General features: G+C 71.6%; 18 protein-coding genes. 17 read left to right on the top strand and 1 reads right to left on the bottom strand.

Annotated elements, in window-relative coordinates; all coding sequences use genetic code 11:
• The first annotated feature begins 14 nt into the window (after window positions 1-14).
• The 4 genes from Q1K57_RS03345 to pth all read left to right on the top strand — a co-directional run bounded on the left by Q1K57_RS03345 (window position 15) and on the right by pth (window position 2,318).
• Complete coding sequence (locus Q1K57_RS03345; protein WP_300078960.1) at window positions 15-173, top strand: CopG family transcriptional regulator; 159 nt, start codon at window positions 15-17, stop codon at window positions 171-173.
• Entirely contained in the window at window positions 170-913 is a 744-nt protein-coding gene (locus Q1K57_RS03340) for a VOC family protein (protein ID WP_300078959.1), read from the top strand. Before Q1K57_RS03345 ends, Q1K57_RS03340 begins: the two co-directional genes overlap by 4 nt.
• Window positions 914-1,049: 136 nt before the next feature.
• Entirely contained in the window at window positions 1,050-1,715 is a 666-nt protein-coding gene (locus Q1K57_RS03335; RefSeq protein ID WP_300078958.1) for a 50S ribosomal protein L25/general stress protein Ctc, read from the top strand.
• A 3-nt stretch (window positions 1,716-1,718) separates the two neighbouring features.
• On the top strand, window positions 1,719-2,318 hold the full coding sequence (gene pth, locus Q1K57_RS03330; protein WP_300078957.1) for an aminoacyl-tRNA hydrolase: 600 nt from the start codon (window positions 1,719-1,721) through the stop codon (window positions 2,316-2,318).
• 6 nt (window positions 2,319-2,324) lie between these two features.
• Here the strand turns inward: pth and purL are convergent, their stop codons facing one another.
• On the bottom strand, window positions 2,325-6,251 hold the full coding sequence (gene purL, locus Q1K57_RS03325; RefSeq protein WP_300078956.1) for a phosphoribosylformylglycinamidine synthase: 3,927 nt from the start codon (window positions 6,249-6,251) through the stop codon (window positions 2,325-2,327).
• 327 nt (window positions 6,252-6,578) lie between these two features.
• Between purL and Q1K57_RS03320 the strand changes: the two genes are divergently transcribed.
• From Q1K57_RS03320 to Q1K57_RS03260, 13 genes are all read left to right on the top strand, one after another.
• Window positions 6,579-7,382 (top strand): N-acetylmuramoyl-L-alanine amidase, encoded by an 804-nt coding sequence (locus Q1K57_RS03320; protein ID WP_300078955.1) that lies wholly within the window; start codon window positions 6,579-6,581, stop codon window positions 7,380-7,382.
• 455 nt (window positions 7,383-7,837) lie between these two features.
• Complete coding sequence (locus tag Q1K57_RS03315; protein WP_300078953.1) at window positions 7,838-8,278, top strand: helix-turn-helix domain-containing protein; 441 nt, start codon at window positions 7,838-7,840, stop codon at window positions 8,276-8,278.
• 17 nt (window positions 8,279-8,295) lie between these two features.
• A complete protein-coding gene (locus Q1K57_RS03310; RefSeq protein WP_300078977.1) occupies window positions 8,296-8,661 on the top strand; it encodes a HepT-like ribonuclease domain-containing protein in 366 nt (121 codons plus the stop codon).
• An 895-nt stretch (window positions 8,662-9,556) separates the two neighbouring features.
• Window positions 9,557-10,846 (top strand): ATP-binding protein, encoded by a 1,290-nt coding sequence (locus Q1K57_RS03305; RefSeq protein WP_300078952.1) that lies wholly within the window; start codon window positions 9,557-9,559, stop codon window positions 10,844-10,846.
• 115 nt (window positions 10,847-10,961) lie between these two features.
• Window positions 10,962-14,426 (top strand): transcription-repair coupling factor, encoded by a 3,465-nt coding sequence (mfd, locus tag Q1K57_RS03300; RefSeq protein ID WP_300078951.1) that lies wholly within the window; start codon window positions 10,962-10,964, stop codon window positions 14,424-14,426.
• 64 nt (window positions 14,427-14,490) lie between these two features.
• Entirely contained in the window at window positions 14,491-14,892 is a 402-nt protein-coding gene (locus Q1K57_RS03295) for a DUF202 domain-containing protein (protein WP_300078950.1), read from the top strand.
• 1 nt (window position 14,893) lies between these two features.
• Window positions 14,894-15,238: a DUF202 domain-containing protein gene (locus Q1K57_RS03290; RefSeq protein ID WP_300078949.1), complete on the top strand. Its 345-nt coding sequence runs from the start codon at window positions 14,894-14,896 to the stop codon at window positions 15,236-15,238.
• Window positions 15,239-15,275: 37 nt separating this feature from the next.
• The gene (locus Q1K57_RS03285; protein WP_300078948.1) at window positions 15,276-15,830 is read left to right on the top strand and encodes a hypothetical protein; all 555 of its coding nucleotides are present in this window, start codon (window positions 15,276-15,278) and stop codon (window positions 15,828-15,830) included.
• Window positions 15,831-15,861: 31 nt separating this feature from the next.
• A complete protein-coding gene (locus tag Q1K57_RS03280) occupies window positions 15,862-16,440 on the top strand; it encodes a MazG family protein (RefSeq protein ID WP_300078976.1) in 579 nt (192 codons plus the stop codon).
• A gap of 82 nt (window positions 16,441-16,522) precedes the next feature.
• Entirely contained in the window at window positions 16,523-17,803 is a 1,281-nt protein-coding gene (gene eno, locus Q1K57_RS03275; RefSeq protein ID WP_300078947.1) for a phosphopyruvate hydratase, read from the top strand.
• Between the two features lie 125 nt (window positions 17,804-17,928).
• A complete protein-coding gene (locus tag Q1K57_RS03270; RefSeq protein ID WP_300078945.1) occupies window positions 17,929-18,498 on the top strand; it encodes a septum formation initiator family protein in 570 nt (189 codons plus the stop codon).
• A 17-nt stretch (window positions 18,499-18,515) separates the two neighbouring features.
• Window positions 18,516-19,019, top strand: coding sequence for a DUF501 domain-containing protein (locus Q1K57_RS03265; protein WP_300078944.1), 504 nt, complete (start codon window positions 18,516-18,518; stop codon window positions 19,017-19,019).
• The gene (locus Q1K57_RS03260; RefSeq protein ID WP_300078943.1) at window positions 19,016-19,954 is read left to right on the top strand and encodes a Ppx/GppA phosphatase family protein; all 939 of its coding nucleotides are present in this window, start codon (window positions 19,016-19,018) and stop codon (window positions 19,952-19,954) included. The genes Q1K57_RS03265 and Q1K57_RS03260 overlap by 4 nt, the downstream gene beginning before the upstream one ends.
• Window positions 19,955-19,962: the final 8 nt, after the last annotated feature.

The raw sequence follows: 19,962 nt of genomic DNA, 5'->3' as shown, positions 1-19,962 counted from the left end.
GCTAGCATTCTTGCATGGCACGTGAGCAAGCCTCGGGGGCCAAGGTGCAATTCAACGTCTACCTGCCACCCGACATCGTGAAGCAGACCAAACACCGCGCCATCGACGAGGGGGCGAGCCTGTCCGCCCTGGTCGAGCGCGCCCTGACCGAGTACCTGGAGGCCCGACGATGACCACCTACGCCGTGAACCTGTACCGCTTCACCGACGATCCCGCCGCGATGATCGCGTTCTACCAGGCGCTCGGCCTGTGCATGCGCGTGACTTCCGGCGACGGCCGCTTCGCGCTGCTGCAGGCGGGCGCCGGCTGGGTCGCGGTGCACCCCGCCGAGGGCAGCGACACCGGTGCCACCCCCGGCGAGACCCAGCTCGTCTTCCTCGTCGAGGACGGCGATGCCGCGGCGGCGGCGTCCGACCTGCAGAGCAAGGGACTGCAGACGCGCGTGTGGGACGAGTCCTACGGGCGCCACGCGGTGGTTCGGACGCCGTTGGGCTCGAACGTCTGGATCAACGAGCACCAAGACGATCTCTACGGCTACCGCGCCCACCCCGAGGGCCAACCCGGCCCGATCCAGGTGTGCGCGATCCACTTCTCCGCCGACTTCGCCCGCGACGCCGCCTGGTTCGCCCACCTCGGGCTTCGCCCGGTGGGGGAGGGGGACGCATGGTGGCAGGCGCTGGACGGCGGCCACGGTCGCGTCGGTCTCCACCATGTCGACCCCGGGCACCCCGAATGCACGGCCGAGACCGCCACGGTGGATGCCGGCTTCGAGACGCCCGAGCCGCTCGCCGACGTCGTCGCCCGGCTCTGGGCGGCCGGGTACCCCGCCGAGCTGGTCACGGACGAGTTCCTCACGGCCGTCCATGTGGCCGATCCCGACGGTCGGCTGGTGCAGGTGCACGCGCTCTCCTGAGCACGATTTCGTCGGACGCCGCCCGCGCCGGTAGGATGGTGGGGTTGCTTGGCGAGGGGACGCACGTCCCGTGATCGACTGGCCCTCCCTTGCCGAGCCGTCCACCCGTTGCCAGCAAGGTTGAGGAGAACCACTCATGGCTAACAACGAGATCAAGCTCGCCGCCGAGGCGCGCACCGAGTTCGGCAAGGGCGCCGCCCGCCGGATCCGCCGTGAGCACAAGGTGCCCGCGGTCATCTACGGTCACGGCACCGATCCGGTCCATGTCACGCTGCCGGGCCACGAGACCCTCCTCGCCCTGCGCACCGCGAACGCCCTGCTGGCGATCAAGATCGGCAGCGGCAAGGAGCAGCTCGCGCTGCCGAAGCAGGTCCAGCGCGACCCGATCCGGGGCACCGTCGAGCATGTCGACCTCATCGTCGTCCGCCGCGGTGAGAAGGTGACCGTCGACGTTCCGCTGCACGTGGTCGGCGCCGACAAGGAGGATCGCATCCTCGTGCTCGATCAGCAGTCGATCAGCCTGGAGGTCGAGGCTACCGCGATCCCGTCGCACATCGAGATCGACGTCGCCAGCCTGGAGATCGGCGACCAGATCACCGCCGCCCAGCTCGACCTGCCGGAGGGTGCCGTCTTCCATGGCGCCCCCGAGGATCTCATCTTGTCGATCGCCGCGGCGCCGACGGCCGACGAGATCGCAGCCGAGCTGGACGCCGCGGTCGCGGACGCCGGCGAGGAGGGTGCCGCGGCGGAGCCCAAGGCCGGCGCCGAAACCGACGAGGCTGCCGAGGCCGACGCGGAGTAATCCGTGGCGACCTGGCTCGTGGTCGGGCTCGGGAACCCGGGCCCGACCTACGCGTCCACGCGGCACAACGTCGGCTTCATGGTCGCCGACGAGCTGGCCGCGCGGGCGCGTGCGCCCTTTTCGGCGCCGCGCGGCATGCGCGCGGACGTATGCGAGACGCGCGTGGCGGCGTCCGGGATGGGCGGCGTCGGCGCCGACGCCGAGCGGGTCGTGCTGCTCAAGCCGCGCACGTTCATGAACGAGTCCGGCGCGGCGGTCGCCAAGGCGGCCGCCTTCTTCAAGATCGACCCGGACCACGTCGTCGCGATCCACGACGAGCTCGACCTCGACTTCGGCCAGCTCCGCCTCAAGTCAGGCGGCGGCGACAACGGCCACAACGGGCTGCGGTCGATGCGCGCCCACCTCGGGACGGGCGATTTCTTCCGTGTCCGGTTCGGCATCGGACGCCCCCCGGGCCGCCAAGATCCGGCCGCCTACGTGCTGGCGCCCATCCCGACCGCGCTGCGTGAGGACTACGCCGTCGAGACCGGGCGCGTCGCGGACGCCGTCGAGGCGCTCCTCCTCGACGGCCTCGCCCCGGCACAGAACCGATTCAACTCTTAGCCCCGCTCAGCCCACGAAGGCCCGCGCGTTGCGGAACATCCGCAGCCACGGGCTGGGCTCGCTGGGTCCGCCGGAGGTCCAGCTGAGCTGCACGTTCCGCAGCACCCGCTCGGGGTGCGGCATCATCGCGGTGAACCGGCCATCGGGCGTCGTCACGGCGGTGAGGCCGCCGGGAGACCCGTTGGGGTTGGCGGGGTAGTCCTCGGTCGGACGGCCGTGGTTGTCAACGAACCGCAGGGCGGCGGCGACGGCGTCCATCTCGCCGCGGGCGCGGAAGTCGGCTCGGCCCTCACCGTGCGACACCGCGATCGGCAGGCGCGATCCGGCCATGCCGGTGAAGAACACCGACGGCGACTCCAGCACCTCGACGAGGGAGAGCCGCGCCTCGAACTGCTCCGACGTGTTGCGTTGGAACAGCGGCCAGGCATCGGCTCCGGGGATCAGATCCGCGAGCGCTGCGAACATCTGGCAGCCGTTGCAGATGCCCAGGCCGAACGTGTCCCCCCGTGCGAAGAAGCGTCCGAACGCCTCGGCGAGCGCCGGGTTGAACAGGATCGACCGCGCCCAGCCCTCGCCGGCGCCCAGCGTGTCGCCGTAGCTGAACCCGCCCACCGCAACCAGCCCCGCCACGTCGGCGAGGTCGAACCGGCCGGTCTGGAGGTCGGTCATGTGCACGTCCCACGCCTCGAACCCGGCCCGGTCGAACGCGAAGGCCGTCTCGACGTGGCTGTTCACCCCCTGCTCCCGCAGGATCGCCACCTTCGGCCAGACGCCGCGGCTCAGGAACGGCGCCACAATGTCGTCGGCCACGTCGAACGTCGGGTGCACGTGCAGCCCGGGGTCGTCGTCGGCCGCGAACGCGGCGTGCTCGGCGTCCGCGCACGCCGGGTTGTCGCGCAACGCCGCGATCCGCCAGCTCACGGCGTCCCAGGCCTCGCCGAGGTCGCGCAGCGGCTCGTCCAGCGCGGGACGCCCGTCGATCGTCGCCCGCACCCGCCGGTCGGTCGTCGTGGCGCCCAGCTCGCGGGTCAGGTCGGCCAGGCCGTGCTCGGCGAGCACGGCCAACGCTGCGGCGGTGGACGCCGCCGGCACGGCCAGCAGCGCGCCCAGTTCCTCAGCGAACAGCGCCGCGACGGATTCCACCTCGAGCGAGAGCCCCACGGCCCCCGCGAACCCCATCTCGGACGCCGCCGCCCACAGCCCGCCGTCGGAACGGTCGTGGTAGGCGGCCAGCAGCCCGCGTTCGCGCAGGGCGTTCACGGCGTCCACGAGCGCGACGAGCCGCGCGGGGTCGTCGAGGTCGGGCACGGTCTCGCCGAACGCTCCGCTCACCTGGGCGAGGATCGACCCGCCCAGCCGGTTCGCGCCGGCGCCGAGGTCGACGAGCAGCAGCGCCTGGTCGGGGCCGGCCTGCGGGGTGAGCGTGCCGCGCACGTCTGCCAGCGAGGCGAACGCCGACACGACGAGCGAGACGGGGGAGGTGACCTGCTTCTCCTGCCCGGCGTCGGTCCACTTCGTGCGCATCGACAAGGAGTCCTTGCCGACGGGAATGCTCACGCCGAGGGCGGGGCACAGCTCCAGCGCGACCGCACGCACGGTGTCGTAGAGGGCGGCGTCCTCACCGGGCTCACCGCACGCGGCCATCCAGTTGGCCGACAGCTTCACCCGGTTCAGCGTGATCGGGGCGGCGAGGAGGTTGGTGATCGCCTCGCCCACGGCCATTCGCCCCGACGCCGGCGCGTCGAGCGCCGCCAGCGGCGTCCGTTCGCCGGAGGACATCGCCTGGCCGCTGAACCCGACGTGATCGGTAAGCGTGACCGCCACGTCGGCGACGGGTACCTGCCACGGGCCGACCATCTGGTCACGGTGGGCGAGCCCGCCGACGGTGCGGTCGCCGATCGTGATGAGGAAGCGCTTGGAGGCCACCGACGGGTGGCGCAGCACGGCATACGCGGCCGCGCGCAGAACCTCGGGATCATCGAAGCGGGCGAGGTCGAGGGGGTCGCCCGTGCGTTCGATGCGGGTGACGTCGCGGGTCATCCGCGGCGGCTTGCCGAGCAGGACGTCGAGAGGCATGTCGACGGCCGGGTCCGCGCCGGGACCGGACTCGATCCCGTCGGTGGCCAGCACCAGCTGCCCGTCGTCGAAGGCCACCCCCACCACGGCGAACGGCGCCCGCTCGCGGGTGGCGATGGCGAGGAAGCGCTCCAGCGACTCGGGCGCGATGGCGAGGACGTAGCGCTCCTGGCTCTCGTTCGACCAGATCTCCTTGGCCGCCAGCCCCGACTCCTCCAGCGGCACCGCGGTGAGATCGAACCGGGCCCCCATGCCGGCATCGTTCACCAGTTCGGGGAACGCGTTCGAGAGCCCCCCGGCACCCACGTCGTGGACGGCGAGGATGGGGTTGTCGGCACCGAGAGCCCAGCACGCGTTGATGACCTCCTGCGCCCGCCGCTCCATCTCGGGGTTGCCGCGCTGCACCGAGTCGAAGTCGAGTTCGGCCGCGTTGGCGCCCGCCGCCATGGAGGACGCCGCCCCGCCGCCCATGCCGATGCGCATGCCGGGGCCGCCCAGCTGGATGAGCAGCGAACCCGCGCCGAACCGCACCTTCTGGGTGAGGTCGGCGCTGATCGTGCCGAGGCCGCCGGCGCTCATGATCGGCTTGTGGTAGCCGCGCCGGACGCCGTCGACGGTTTGCTCGTAGACGCGGAAGAACCCGCCGAGCCCGGGGCGTCCGAACTCGTTGTTGAACGCGGCAGCGCCGAGTGGCGCCTCGATCATGATGTCGAGGGGGCTGGCGATGTGGCCGGGGGCGCCGTAGGGATCGGCCTCCCAGGGCTCCTCGGTGCCGGGCAGGTTCAGGTTCGACACGACGAAGCCGGTGAGACCCGCCTTGGGGGCCGAGCCGCGGCCGGTGGCACCCTCGTCGCGGATCTCGCCGCCCGATCCCGTCGCTGCCCCAGGGAAGGGGGAGATGGCGGTGGGGTGGTTGTGCGTCTCGACCTTCATCAACACGTGCACGTCGCCCGGCCGCTCGGCGTAGGGGGCCGGGGCGGCATAGGCGGCGTCCGTGGTCGGGACGAAGCGCGTCGACGGGCCGCCCGCCATGATCGACGAGTTGTCGGCGTAGGCGACGATCGTGCCCGACGCCTCACCGCCGGCCACCGCCTCGGTGTGCCGGATCATGCCGAACAGCGAGTGGGGCTGGGGCTCGCCGTCGATGACGAAGTCGGCGTTGAAGATCTTGTGGCGGCAGTGCTCGGAGTTCGCCTGGGCGAACATCATCAGCTCGACGTCGGTGGGGTTCCGCCTCAGCTGGGTGAACGCGTCCACGAGGTAGTCGATCTCGTCGTCGGACAGCGCCAGGCCGAACTGCGCGTTCGCCGTCTCGAGCGCCGCGCGCCCGTGGCCGAGGACGTCGACGTGAACCATCGGCTCGGCGTCCTTCTCGGCGAACACGTCGGCGGCCGCGTCCCGGTCGGGCAGCACCGATTCGGTCATGCGGTCGTGCAGCAGCGCCGCGCACGCGTGCCAGGCGTTGTGGCTCAGCGCGCCGTCGAGCGTGAGCGTGTACTCGGTCACGCGTTCCACGCGGTGCACGTCGAGCCCGCAGTTGTGGGCGATGTCGGTCGCCTTCGACGCCCAGGGTGAGATCGTGCCCAGCCGCGGCGCCACGACGATGGTCGCCGTCAGGCCCGAGGGTGCCGGGGAGGCCGGGGGGCCGTAATCGAGCAGGCGGGCGAGGGTCGCGCCGGCGTCCTGCGCGTGGGGCGCGTTGGTCGAGACCACGTGCACGTACCGACCCTGCACCGCGGTGACCTGCGGCGCGACCTCCTGCAGGCCGGTCAGGAGCGCTGCCGCGCGGAAGGGCGACAACGCCGAGCCGCCCGGGACAACGAGGACGTCATGGTGATGGGACGTGGTCGACGACACGGTGGGCCCTCCAGCGGCTCGGTTCGGGACGGGATCAGGCTACCGGGCCCCGCCGGCGCCCCGATCAGCCGACCATCCCCGCCTGGCCCTACGCCGACGGGTCGGTCCCGGTGTGGTTGAGGGCAGGTGCCGGCCCCTCGGTGCGGCCAGATTCACACTCACGGGGGGCTCGTCTGCCAGAGTGAGCGTGGACCGCGTCTGGAGGCTGCGTTGAGTGTGAACTTGGCCTCACTTCTGCCCTGTAACCGGTCCTCCGGGGGTGGCCACCCATGTGTGATGCCGGGCCCCCTCCGCCCGGCGCCGGCCCGGGCCGCGCACACTGGACACATGACCCACCGACTGGCCGCAACGATCATCGCCGTCCTGCTCGCGGGGTGCGGCCTGCTGCCCACCCCGGCGCGAGACGCCCTCGATGAGGGGTTCGTCCGCCCGCCGGCCGAGGGCCTCCTCTTGGGGCCGACGGCCCCGGGGCCGCTCACGGGCCGCACGATCGTCGTCGATCCGGGCCACGCGGGCCTCTACGATCGGGCGGTTTCGGCGCACCCGCTCGACATGGGTCCCGCCGGCACGCGCCCCTGCTACACCGACGGTGCCACCGCCCCAGACGGCACGCCGGAACACACGCTCAACTTCGACGTGGCGACTCGGCTCGCCACGCACCTGCGCGATCGCGGTGCCACCGTCGTCCTCACCCGGGGCGACGACGCCTCTCTCGGCCCCTGCAACGACGACCGCGCCCGGCTCGCCAACGCCCACGGGGCCGACCTGCTCGTCTCTCTTCACTTCGACGGGGACTCCGCCGACAAGCACGGCTTCCACCTCATCTACGCCCCCACCATGGTCGGTGGCGAGGCCCTCACCGAGCGGTCCCGCACGGTCGCCCTCGCCCTGGCGAACGCCCTCCGCGCCGGCACGCCACTCCCGACGGCCAACTACAAGGGGACCCCCGATGCGCCCCTAGACCCCCGCACCAACCTCGGCGTCCTCAGCCTCCTCGACACCACCCCCGGCGTTCTCGTCGAGCTCGCCAACCTCGGCAGCCCCGACGATTGGGCCCTCGTCCAGGACCCCGCCACCCTGGACGCCGCCGCCTCAGCCCTCGCCGACGGCGTGGTCACAGCGCTGCCCTGACGTCGGCGATGCGGCCAGGCTGAGGGGTTGCAGTTCTTGGTCTTGGACGAACTCCACACCTACCGCGGACGCCAGGGCGCCGACGCCCCCCTGCTGGTGCTGCGGGTGCGCGAAGCCTGCGCGTCGCCGTCGCTCCCATGCATCGGCACCTCGGTTCCCGTTTGCCTTGAGGCCGCGAGTGCGGCCAGGAGTACGCGGTCGTCAAGGCGGTCACGCGCAACTCAGAGCCACCTACGTGCCCCGCCACTCGGGACGTCTCGGCGGGCCAGGACCTGGACGGCTCCCTGTACGTCTCCGAGCAGTTCCCCTGGCCCGCGGATCCGATCGCCGAGAACCGCCTACCCGACTTTCGGCGGCGTGCGTGCACAGGAGCGCGTGTCCACCCAGCCCTGAGGCTGGGCACGCGTTCCGCCTCGGCCCCGCGCCGTATATATCGCGCGATATAGAGTGGTGCCATGACTGATCTGCGGGCCCGACGCTCTCGCGCGGGTCTCACCCAAGCCGAACTGGCGGCGCGCAGTGGCGTGGCGCAGCCCAACATCGCCGCCTACGAGGCCGGCCGACGCAGGCCGTCCCCTGCCACCGTCGCCCGCTTGAACGCGGCCTTGGCCCCGCTGCCGAGCGCGCAGTTGCGCGAGCATCGCGACGCCGCGGTGCGTGTGCTGGCGGCGCACAAGATGTCCAACCCCCGGGTCTTCGGGTCGGTGGCCCAAGGCCAAGATCGTCCCGGCAGCGACATCGACCTGCTGGTGGACGCCGCAGACGACCTCGACCTGCTCGACATCGTCGACGCCGCGGAGGCCCTCGAGAGCATCCTCGGTTCCCACGTTGACATCGTGACGTCGCGATCGCTGCGTCCGGGCCACGAGATCACGCGGACGGCCCGGGCCCTGTGATGGGGCCCTTGGACGCCGTGACGACAGCCCGGCTCGAAGACGTGGCGCGCCTGTGTCAGCAGGCTCAGGCCCTCGCGGCGCGCGGGCGGGCCTGGTTCGACAGCGACGAGGAACTCCACGTGCCGCAGCTCGCGGCCGACTCGCTCGTCCTGAAGCTGGGCGAGGCCGTGCGCCGTTTGCCCGAGGAGTTCCTGCGCGAGCGGGCGAAGGATCCCGTGTGGCGCCGGGCCATCGCCATGCGGCACCGCATAGCGCACGAGTACGACGCCATCGACTACGAGATCGTGTGGACGGTGATCGCGACCCATGCCGGAGAGCTGGAACGCCGCGTCCACGACGCCATCGCCCTCGGCGCCCCCGCGACGCCGCCTGAGGGTAGATAGGGGCCCTAGCCTCTTGGGGCGAATCGCCACAGGTGGCTGCGGCATAGCCACGACAACCTGTGGGTGTCCGAGGGCGGTTGGCGCGTCCGTCACGCCAGGCGGCCTTCCGTCGGCCGAGACGACACCGGGCCGGGTGGCACGACACGGCCACCTGGACCTGCTGTACGTGACCGTAGGTTCACAGAGCAAGGGCACAGGCCGGGCGATCTGGACTGCCCTTCAGGCGCGGTATCCCGAGGTCGAGGTCTGGCAGACGATCGCGCCCTACTTCGAGAAGCGCAAGCCTCCTCTATGTGTACCCCCCCTCGGTTTCCAGATCGTCGAGTTCTACCACCAGGGCGCCAGGCACCCCAGGCGGCCGGGGACCACCTCGGCGGCATGCCCGCCGACGTGGGTGCGAACTCTTCCGCTTCGAGAAGCGCCGGCCGTACCCAGACGGCGGCGTCCACGCCTTGCCGACGCGCGCGAGGCCGGGAGCGGCCGGTCAGGACGCCTCCGCAAGAAACCCGGCGAGCCGGTCGAACTCCAGGTGCCAGCCTTCGGCGTGGCCGCGGGCATCGGGCGTCCTCGATGAGTTCGACCGTGACGTGCGTGGGGCCGTCCTCATGCGCCCACTGCCACGTGAACGCCAGCAGGGTCGGTTCTTCCACGGCAGTGCACGCCGGTGGTGGTCCACCTGCCATCGAGCGGGAGGTGGGGGTTGGGGTAGCACCAGCGGACGCGATCGGTCAGCCACGCTGCGGCCTCGTCGAGCGCGCGGAGGACAGTGCGCACCAGACCTCGCGGCCCTGCCGGGTGCGGGTGACCGGACGGCCGTCAGGCTGCGAGAATAGGGATCTCTAGCTCCGTATAGTGAATCGCTATACAGTGGGGATACTTCGCTAGAGAGGTACCCATGGACCCGGTGACCAATCCCTACTCGCCGGGGGCAGGCCGCCCTCCGGTCGCCCTGGTGGGCCGCAAGCGGCAGCTGGAAGCCTGGGACATCGCTCTGCGCCGGATCGCATCTGGACGCGACGCTCAATCGATGGTGCTGTACGGCCTCCGCGGCGTGGGGAAAACGGTGCTGCTGTCGCGCATGGCCGACATCGCGCGGGACGCAGGCTGGCTGGTGGCCCAGGTTGAGGCCAAGTCGGCCAAGTCGGCGCGCGACATGGTGGGCGAGGCGTTGCATGACGCCTTGGTCGATCTCGCTCGTCCCGGCGTCGGTGGCCGGATCCTGAAAGCGCTCAAAACCGCACTCAGCTTCAAGGCTTCCTATGACGCCGTCGGCACCTGGAACTTCGGCGTCGACCTGAGTGGGGCCCCTGGCGGTGGCGCGGACACCGGCATCTTCGAAGCCGATTTGGGAAAGCTGCTGCGGGACTTGAGCGGTGCGGCCGCCGAGCAGGGCGTGGGTCTGGCGCTCCTGGTCGACGAAGCGCAGGACTTGCCGCACGAAGAGCTCATCGCTCTGTGTTCCGTCGTTCACGCGGCCAACCAGCGACGGGATCCGATGGTGATCGCCATGGCTGGCCTGCCGAGCCTGCCCCGAAAGGTCGCTGAGGCGAAATCGTATGCCGAACGGCTCTTTGCCTATCACACGGTGGACGCTCTCACGGAGGGGGAAGCCCGCGAGGCCCTCGTCCAGCCGGCCCAGGTCGAGCATGTGACGTGGGCCGCCACGGCGTTGGACGCGGTCGCCGAGGCGTCTGGCGGCTACCCCTACTTCCTCCAGCAGTTCGGCCAGGACACGTGGAACGTGGCCGGTGCACCTCCCATCACGGAGAGTGATGCGAGGCTCGGGATCGCCACCGGCTTCCATGCCCTCGACACGGGCTTCTTCCGGATCCGCTGGGACCGCGCCACCGCTGCCGAGAAGCAGTATCTGCGGGCCATGGCCGTCGACGGCGATCAGCAGAGTAACTCGGGCGTCGTGGCGGCGCGACTTGGGAAGCGGATCAACGGGCTCGGACCCACGCGGGCCAGCCTGATTAACAAGGCCTCATCTACTCCCCCGACCATGGGGTGGTTGCCTACACCGTGCCCGCCATGGCTGCGTTCATCCAGCGTCAGGTGGATCCGTGACCGCGCTGCCGGGGCCCGTGCCGACCCGGCTTGTCGGATCGGCCGGCCAGGATCTCCTACCGATGGTTGGCGCAGATGTGGGGGCGAAATGATGAGCAACGTCGGCGAGCACGCGTAGCTGTCAGCGACGCGTGGGTCGTCGATGTCGCGGAGCTGCCGGCTGGATGATGAAGCGGCGCGAAGGCTGGGCGATCACGAAAGCCGGCCGGCAGACGGCGTCCTAGACTTGCCCGGTGCAACTTTCGGAGCTGATCGAGCTCGTCGCGTCCGAACCCACTGTCTCCGACTTGGTGGACGCCGCGCGCTCCGCCGCCGCACCCACCGGCGACGTCACGTGTCCCGAGCCCGTCCGGCCGCTCGTCGCGGCGGCCCTCGCCGAGCAGGCGGGGCGGCCGTTGCTGCTCGTCACGTCCACCTACCGCGAGGCGGAGGCCGCACGCGACGCCCTCGCCTCGCTGCTCGGCCCGGACGCCGTCGCCTACTACCCCGCTTGGGAGACCCTGCCGCACGAGCGGCTCTCGCCGCGCTCCGACACGGTCGGGCGCCGCCTCGCCGTCCTGCGCCGCTTCGCCGGCACCTCCGAGCTGCCGCCGCCGCGGGTGGTCGTCGCCCCGGTGCGCGCCGTGCTGCAGCCGCAGGTCGCGGGGCTCGGCCAGCTGCGGCCCGTCCGGCTCGCCGCCGGCGAGGACCACGACGTGGACGCCGTCGCCCAGGCCCTCGTGGACGCCGCCTACGTGCGCGTCGATCTCGTCGAGCGCCGCGGCGAGTTCGCCGTCCGCGGCGGCATCGTCGACGTGTTCCCGCCCACGCAGGAGCATCCGGTCCGCATCGACTTCTTCGGTGACACGGTCGAGGAGATCCGGCCCTTCTCGGTCGCCGACCAGCGCAGCCTCGAAACCACCCTCGACGAGGTCGTCGCCTCGCCCTGCCGCGAACTGCTGCTCAGCGACGACGTCCGCCTGCGCGCCCTCGAGCACGCCGCCAACCTCGAGATCCCCCAGCAACTCCGTGAGCTCTTCGAGCGCATCGGCAACGGCCACGCCGTCGACGGCATGGAGGCGCTCGCGCCGGCCCTCGTCGACCGCCTCGAGCTCCTCGTCGACGTCGTCGCCCCCGGCACGCTCGTCCTCGTCAGCGACCCCGAGAAGGTCCGCGCTCGCGCTGCCGAGCTCCACGAGACGTCCCAGGAGTTCCTCGCGGCGAGCTGGTCCGCCGCCGCGGCCGGCGGCAAGGCGCCCATCGACCTCGCGGCGTCCGCCTACCGGCAGCTGGGCGAGGTCCGCACGGACGCCCTCGGCCGCGGCCTGGGCTGGTGGTCGCTGTCGGCGTTCGCCGAGGACCCCGACAGCCGGCAGGTCCCCGGCAGCGTCAACGAGCCGTTCCGCGGCGACGTGGAGGCCGCGGTGGGCGCCATCGCCGAGGCGACGGCGTCCGGACGCCGCGTCGTGCTCGTCGCCGACTCGCCGGGCCGAGCCGCCCGCATGACCGAGATCCTCGCCGGCAACGACCTCGCCGGGAAGGTCGAGGTCGTGGAGGCCGACCTGGGCCGCGGCTTCACCCTGGACGAGCTGGGGCTGTGGGTCGTGACGGCGTCCGATCTGTCGGGGCAAAAAGGCGTGGAGAAGGCGTCCCGGCAGATGCCGGTGCGGCGCAAGAACACGATCGACCCGCTGGAGCTCAAGCCGGGCGACCACGTCGTGCACGACGCGCACGGCGTCGGCCGCTACGTGGAGATGACCCAGCGCACTATCGGCGGGGCGACGCGCGAGTACCTGGTGATCGAGTACGCGGCGTCCAAGCGGGGCCAGCCGGCCGACCGGCTGTTCGTGCCCATGGACGCCCTCGACCAGATCACCCGCTACGTCGGCGGCGAGGCGCCGACGCTCGACCGCATGGGCGGCGCCGACTGGAACAAGCGCAAGTCGCGGGCCCGCAAGGCGGTGCGGGAGATCGCGGCCGAGCTCATCAAGCTGTACGCCGCCCGCCAGGCCACCCAGGGGCACGCGTTCGGGCCGGACAGCCCGTGGCAGCGCGAGCTGGAGGACACGTTCACCTACGTCGAGACGCCCGACCAGCTGGCGGCGATCACCGAGGTGAAGGCCGACATGGAGCGCGTGGTGCCCATGGACCGCCTCGTGTGTGGCGACGTGGGTTACGGCAAGACCGAAATCGCGGTGCGGGCCGCGTTCAAGGCGGTGATGGACGGCAAGCAGGTGGCGATCCTCGTGCCGACGACGCTGCTCGTCCAGCAGCACTACGCGACGTTCGCCGACCGCTACGCCGGCTTTCCCGTGAGCCTCGGGGCGCTGAGCCGGTTCCAGACGGCGTCCGAGGCGAAGAAGGTGACCGACGGGCTGGCCGACGGCTCGGTCGATGTCGTCGTGGGCACGCACCGGCTGTTGTCGGACAGCGTGGCGTTCAAGGATCTCGGCCTCGTCATCGTCGACGAGGAGCAGCGGTTCGGGGTCGAGCACAAGGAGGCGCTCAAGAAGATGCGCCTCAACGTGGACGTGCTGAGCATGTCGGCGACGCCGATCCCGCGGACGCTGGAGATGGCGGTCACGGGCATCCGCGAGATGAGCGTCATCGCGACGCCGCCGGAGGAACGCCACCCGGTGCTCACCTTCGCCGGCCCGTGGGACGCCGCGCAGGTGCGGGCCGCGGTGCGCCGCGAACTCGCGCGCGAGGGGCAGGTGTTCTACATCCACAACCGGGTGAACAGCATCGAGAAGGCGGCGGCGCGCATCCGCGAGCTGGTGCCCGAGGCGCGGGTGGTCGTCGCGCACGGGCAGATGAACGAGAACGCCCTCGAACAGGTGATGGTCAACTTCTGGGAGCGTGAGGCGGACGTGCTCGTCTGCACCACGATCGTCGAAGCGGGGCTCGACATCTCGACCGCCAACACCTTGTTGATCGAGCGGGCCGACCTGCTCGGGCTCTCGCAGTTGCACCAGTTGCGGGGACGCGTCGGGCGCGGCCGCGAGCGCGGCTACGCCTACTTCCTCTACCCGCCCGAGAAGCCGCTCACCGAAACGGCCCACGACCGGCTCGCGACCATGGCCGCGCACACCGACCTCGGGGCGGGCATGGCGATCGCCATGAAGGACCTCGAGATCCGCGGCGCGGGCAACCTGCTGGGGGAGGAGCAGTCGGGGCACATCGCCGACGTCGGCTTCGACCTGTACCTGCGGCTCGTCGGCGAGGCGGTCGCCGAGTACCGCGGCGAGGACACCGAGCCCGAGCCGGAGATGAAGATCGAGCTGCCCGTCGAGGCGCATCTGCCCGTCGACTACGTCGAGTCCGAGCGGCTGCGGCTGGAGATGTACAAGCGGCTCGCGGCGGTGCGGTCGGAGGCCGAACTGGACGCCGTCGCCGACGAGTTGCTCGACCGGTACGGTCCGCTGCCGGAGGCCGCCGCCAACCTTCTCGAGGTGGCCCGCTTCCGGCTGCTGTGCCGCGAGGTGGGGCTCACGGAGGTGCTGACGGCGGGAACGATGGTGCGGTTCGCTCCCGCCGTGCTGGCCGAGAGTCGCGATCTGCGCCGGCAGCGGCTGTACCCCGGCTCGCGGGTCAACAAGCAGACCGGCCAACTGTTCCTGCCGCGGCCCCGGACGGCTCCGGTCGGCGGGGCGGCCGTGGTCGACCGCGAACTCCTCGGCTGGGCGACGGACGCCGTCCGCGCCCTGCTGGCCCCCTGATCCACCGGCAGCCCCCGGCGCAGACCGCGCCGAGCGGGGCCAGGGCAAGCGGTATCGTCTGGCTGTGGCGGATGAGCAGGACAAGGACGCCGGCGCCCCGGCCCGTGGCTGGCTGACGCGCACGCTGTTTCCGGACGGCGCCGAGCCGGATCCGCGGTTCACGCTCGCGAACGAGCGCACCTTCCTCGCCTGGATGCGCACCGCCCTCGCCCTGCTGGGCGGCGGCGTGGCGCTGGAGGCGTTCACCGTCGACGTCTTCCCGAGCCTGTCCCGGCACGTCGCAGCCGTCACCTTGGTCCTCACCGCCCTCCTCGTCTCCCTTACTGCGACGATGCGCTGGTTCCGCGTCGAGACTGCCATGCGGCGCCGGCGTCCGCTGCCCGCCCCAGCGCTGGCTCTCACGGTGGCGCTCGGCCTCGTGATCGGCTCGCTGCTGCTGGTGGGCCTCGTCCTCGGGTGGCTCTGAGGTGGCCGCGGCTACGCGGGACGTCCCGACCCACGACGACCCGGGCCTCCAGCCCGAGCGCACCACCCTCGCCTGGACGCGCACGACCCTGTCCCTCCTCCTCGTCGGCGTCCTGCTGCTCAAGCCCCTCTCCAACGCGGGGGTGCCCGTCACCCCCGCCGTCCTGCTCGTGGCGCTCGTCATCGTGCTCACGCTCCAGCAGGAGACGGCCCGCCACCATCGCGCGGTCGGCGGGATCGTGTCCGATTCGGTACCTGCCGCAACCTCCTCGGTCCTGGTGCTCGGGCTGGGCACGGCGGTGATCGCGGGGCTGGTCCTCGCGGCCATCGTGAGCGTGGCCCACTAGGATGAGCGCGGACAACCCACCAGGAGGTCGGACCACCATGAAGCCACGCGCCCACGGCATCGCCGCCGTCGCCGCCCTCGCGGCGTTCGCCCTTGCCGGTTGCACCCAGCCGGACCAGCCGGCGGCGTCCGTCGAAGGCGTGCCGATCCCGACGAGTGAGGTGCGTGCAGTGGCGACCGCGGTCCAGCCGTTCCTGCAGCAGGGCGCCGACCCGACGAGCCAGGCGGTGCGCGACGCGGTGCTCGCCGAGGCGTCCACGATCATCGCGCAGCGCAACGATGTCGCCCTCGGCGACGATGTGGTCAACCAGGGCATCCAGGCGAGCCAGATCCTGCAGGCGATGGCCGAGTCGGACGCCGCCAGTTACGCCGCGGCCGACGGCACGGCGCGCTCGGGAGGCCGGACAGCGGCCGAGAACATCAGCCGCACGAACATCGTCGTCGAGGCCCTGGGCGAGAGCGTCTACCTCGAGCAGTTGCGTGACCTGGACATCACGCTCAACCCGAAGTTCGGCATCTGGGCGCCGTCGCCGCCGTTCGTCTACGAGTCGAACCTGTCCTACGCGGCGCCGGCCGACCGGCTGCGTGGCTGACGGAGCCGGCCTTGACCGGCTGGTCGAGGTCATGCACGCCCTGCGTGCCGGTTGCTCCTGGGATGCCGGGCAGACGCACGCCTCGCTCGTCACCCACCTCGTCGAGGAGGCGGCCGAGGTCGTCGAGGCCATCGAGACCGGCGGAGACGCCGACCTCCGCGAGGAGCTCGGCGACCTGCTCCTGCAGATCGTCTTCCATGCGGAGATCGCCGCCGAGGAGGGTCGGTTCACGATCGACGACGTCGCCCACGGCATCGCCGACAAGCTCGTCCGTCGCCATCCGTACGTCTTCACCGACGCCGCCGTCCCGGACGATCTCCTGTCCAGCTGGGAGGCGCGCAAGCGTGCCGAGAAGGGCCGCACGTCGGCGCTCGACGGCATCCCGGCGCCGCTCGACACGCTGGCGCGCGCGACCAAGGTCGTCGGCCGCGTGCGGCATCTCGGCGTCGGCGTCCCGCTCCCCGACGAGCCGGTCACGGCGGGCGAGGTGGGCGAGCAGATGGTCGCCCTGGTGGCCCGGGCGCAGGCGTCGGGCGTGGACGCCGACCAGGCGGTCCGCGCCGCCGTCCGCGCGCTGGAGGGCCGGGTGCGGGAGGCCGAGGCGAGCTGAGGCGTCCGGAACATTTCGGGCTCCGGCCCGCCGAATCATCGGTAGGCTGGGCCGCGTCCGACTTCCGTCGAAAGGTAACAACGTGGCAAGCATCGAGATCGTCAACGCCCGGGAGATCCTGGATTCCCGCGGCAACCCCACCGTCGAGGTCGAGGTGCTCCTCGATGATGACTCCCAGGGCCGTGCGGCCGTCCCGTCCGGCGCGTCGACCGGTGCCTTCGAAGCCGTCGAACTCCGCGACGGCGACAAGGGCCGTTTCGGTGGCAAGGGTGTCCTGAAGGCTGTCGAGAACGTGAACGAGGCCATCGCCGAGGAGGTCATCGGCTTCGACGCCACCGACCAGCGTGAGATCGACGCCGCCATGCTCGAGCTGGACGGCTCGCCGAACAAGGGCAAGCTCGGCGCCAACGCCATCCTCGGCGTGTCGCTCGCCGTGGCGCACGCGGCTGCCGAGTCGGCCAACCTGCCGCTGTTCCGCTACCTCGGTGGCCCGAACGCGCACGTGCTGCCCGTCCCGATGATGAACATCCTCAACGGTGGGTCGCACGCCGACTCCAACGTCGACATCCAGGAGTTCATGATCGCCCCGATCGGTGCCGAGACGTTCGCCGGCGCCGTCGAGATGGGTGCGGCGGTGTACCACTCGCTCAAGAAGGTGCTCCACGATCGTGGCCTGGCCACCGGTCTCGGCGACGAGGGCGGCTTCGCGCCGAACCTCGAGTCGAACGCCGCTGCGCTCGACCTGATCGTCGAGGCCATCAAGAACGCCGGCTTCGAGCCCGGCAAGGACGTCGCGCTGGCGCTCGACGTGGCGGCGTCGGAGTTCTACGAGGACGGCGGCTACCTGTTCGAGGGCGAGAAGAAGACCTCCGACTGGATGATCGAGTACTACGAGGGTCTCGTGCAGAAGTACCCGCTCGTCTCCATCGAGGATCCGCTCAACGAGGAGGACTGGGACGGCTGGAAGAAGATCACCGACGAGTTGGGCGACAAGGTGCAGCTCGTGGGCGACGACCTCTTCGTCACCAACCCGGAGCGCCTCCAGAAGGGCATCGACACCGCCACCGCGAACGCGCTGCTGGTGAAGGTGAACCAGATCGGCTCGCTCACCGAGACGCTGGACGCCGTCGAGCTCGCCCACCGCAACGGCTACCGCTGCATGATGTCGCACCGTTCCGGTGAGACCGAGGACGTCACGATCGCCGATCTGGCTGTCGCGACGAACTGCGGCCAGATCAAGTCCGGCGCGCCGGCTCGCTCCGAGCGCGTCGCGAAGTACAACCAGCTCATCCGCATCGAGGAGACGCTCGACGACGCCGCCGTGTACGCCGGCCGGTCCGCGTTCCCGCGTTTCAAGGGCTGAGTTCCGACACCCGCAACGGCCGGTCCCTTCGGGGGCCGGCCGTTCGGCGTCACGGGCGTGTCGGCGGTCTCCCGGACGCCGGCGCCCGCCTACCCTGAAGAGACACCCCAGTCGAAGGAGGACCCGTGGCGCGCGACACCCACAGTGCCCGCAAGCCAGCCGGCCCCGGCCGGAAGTCGCGCCGTCCGCGCACGGGCAAGGGTCTCGCCCAGCAGACGATCGCCCAAGCGGCCGCCCCGGTCGCCCAGGTGGTCACCCGGGCGGCGAGGCGCATGCCGCGCCCGAAGCGGCCGTTCCATGTCACCCGGCGCGCCTTGGTGTTCGCGGCGGTGCTCGTCATCATGGCCCTGTCGTTCGCCGGATCGTTGCGCGTCTACCTCGTCCAGGCGGGCGAGTTGGCTGCGGCACGCGCCGAGATCGAGGCCAACTCGGCGCGCATCGCCGAACTCACCTCCGAGTTGGAACGGTGGAACGACCCGGCCTACGTCCAGGCGCAGGCTCGCCAACGCCTGGGCTGGGTGATGCCCGGCGAGGTGGGCTATCGGGTCATCGGGCGCGACGGCAGGGTGCTCACCGGCGGTGTGGAGATCCGAGGTGTCGGCAGCAGCGTCCCGAACGGGCTCGAGCCCCGTTGGTGGGACCACCTGGCCGGCTCCGTCAACGCCGCCGACGAGCCCGAACCTGCGCGCGGGTGAGCGGCTAGTCTGGTCGGGTGCCCACATTCGAGCCCGCGACCCCCGCTGACGTAGAAATCCTGACCGCCCAGCTCGGACGCCCTCCGCGCGGCATCGCCGGCATCGCGTGGCGCTGCCCGTGCGGCAAGCCCGGCGTCGTCGCCACCGAGCCCCGCCTCGCCGACGGGACCCCTTTCCCCACCATGTACTACCTCACGTGCCCGCGCGCCGTCGCCGGCTGCTCGACCCTCGAAGCGCAAGGCCTGATGGCCGCCATGACGGCCCGGCTCGCCGACGATCCGAGCCTCGCCCGGGCGCATCGTGCCGCCCACGTCGCCTATCTGGCCGATCGGGCCACGCTCGGCGACGTGCCCGAGATCGACGGGGTGAGCGCCGGCGGCATGCCGACGCGTGTCAAGTGCCTGCACGTCCTCGTCGGCCACGCGTTGGCCGCCGGCCCGGGCGTCACCCCGCTCGGCGACGAAGCCCTGGCCGCCCTCGGCGACTTCTGGACCCGACCTTGCCTGGAGGAGAACGCATGACCGCCCCCCACCGCGTGGCCGCCATCGACTGCGGCACGAACTCGGTCCGCCTGCTGGTGGCCGAGGCGTCCGATGCGGGTTTCACCGAGCTGGCCCGCGACCTCCGCATCACCCGCTTGGGGCAGGGCGTGGACGCCGCCGGTGAATTCCACCAGGACGCACTGACCCGCACGTTCGCCGCCTGCGACGAGTACGCCGCCGTGCTGGCCGATCTGGGCGTCGAGCGCGTCCGCTTCGCCGCGACCTCCGCGGCACGGGATGCGCGCAACCGGGAGGCGTTCTACGCCGGCGTCCGCGAGCGGCTGGGCGTCACCCCCGAGATCATCAGCGGCGCCGAGGAGGCGGAGCTGTCGTTCACCGGCGCACTCACCGCCAACCCGGACGCCGACGTCCCCGCCCTCGTCATGGACATCGGCGGCGGCTCGACCGAGTTGGTGCTCGGCCGACCGGGGCGCATCGCCCGCGGCATCAGCCTCGACATGGGCTCGGTGCGGCTGCGGGAGCGATTCCTTGCGGGCGATCCGCCGACGGGCGCCGAGATCACCGAGGCCATGGAATATGTCGACGACCTCCTGGACGCGTCGGCCGTGGACTTCGGGGCGGCCCGCACGTGGTTCGGGGTGGGCGGGACGGCCACCTCGCTGGCGGCGATCGTCCAGGGTCTCGAGACCTACGACCGGGCCCGGGTCCACGGTTCGGTCGTGCGCCGCACGGATCTGTTCGAGCTGGCCAGCCGTCTGCTGGCCATGCCGGTGGCCGAGGTGCTCCGCGTTCCGACCATGCAGCCCGGCCGGGCGGACGTGATCTGCGCGGGCGCGCTCATCGCGGGCCGTGTGGGGGAGCGCCTCGGCGTCGACCTCACCGTCAGCGAGGCGGACATCCTGGACGGTCTCGTCCTCGGTCTCCTGACCCCAGGGCCGGACGCCGTAGGCTGAGGCTCCCG

This window comes from Propioniciclava sp. (assembly GCF_029977985.1).
Classification (GTDB): Bacteria; Actinomycetota; Actinomycetes; order Propionibacteriales; family Propionibacteriaceae; genus Propioniciclava.
This window is presented reverse-complemented; position numbering and strand designations above follow the sequence as displayed.

Coding starts and splice junctions, on each gene's coding strand:
- Q1K57_RS03345 (WP_300078960.1), top strand. CDS start 15: ATGGCACGTGAGCAAGCCTCGGGGGCCAAGGTGCAATTCAACGTCTAC.
- Q1K57_RS03280 (WP_300078976.1), top strand. CDS start 15,862: ATGCACGCCCTGCGTGCCGGTTGCTCCTGGGATGCCGGGCAGACGCAC.
- Q1K57_RS03320 (WP_300078955.1), top strand. CDS start 6,579: ATGACCCACCGACTGGCCGCAACGATCATCGCCGTCCTGCTCGCGGGG.
- Q1K57_RS03305 (WP_300078952.1), top strand. CDS start 9,557: ATGGACCCGGTGACCAATCCCTACTCGCCGGGGGCAGGCCGCCCTCCG.
- Q1K57_RS03285 (WP_300078948.1), top strand. CDS start 15,276: ATGAAGCCACGCGCCCACGGCATCGCCGCCGTCGCCGCCCTCGCGGCG.
- Q1K57_RS03315 (WP_300078953.1), top strand. CDS start 7,838: ATGACTGATCTGCGGGCCCGACGCTCTCGCGCGGGTCTCACCCAAGCC.
- Q1K57_RS03260 (WP_300078943.1), top strand. CDS start 19,016: ATGACCGCCCCCCACCGCGTGGCCGCCATCGACTGCGGCACGAACTCG.
- Q1K57_RS03340 (WP_300078959.1), top strand. CDS start 170: ATGACCACCTACGCCGTGAACCTGTACCGCTTCACCGACGATCCCGCC.
- Q1K57_RS03335 (WP_300078958.1), top strand. CDS start 1,050: ATGGCTAACAACGAGATCAAGCTCGCCGCCGAGGCGCGCACCGAGTTC.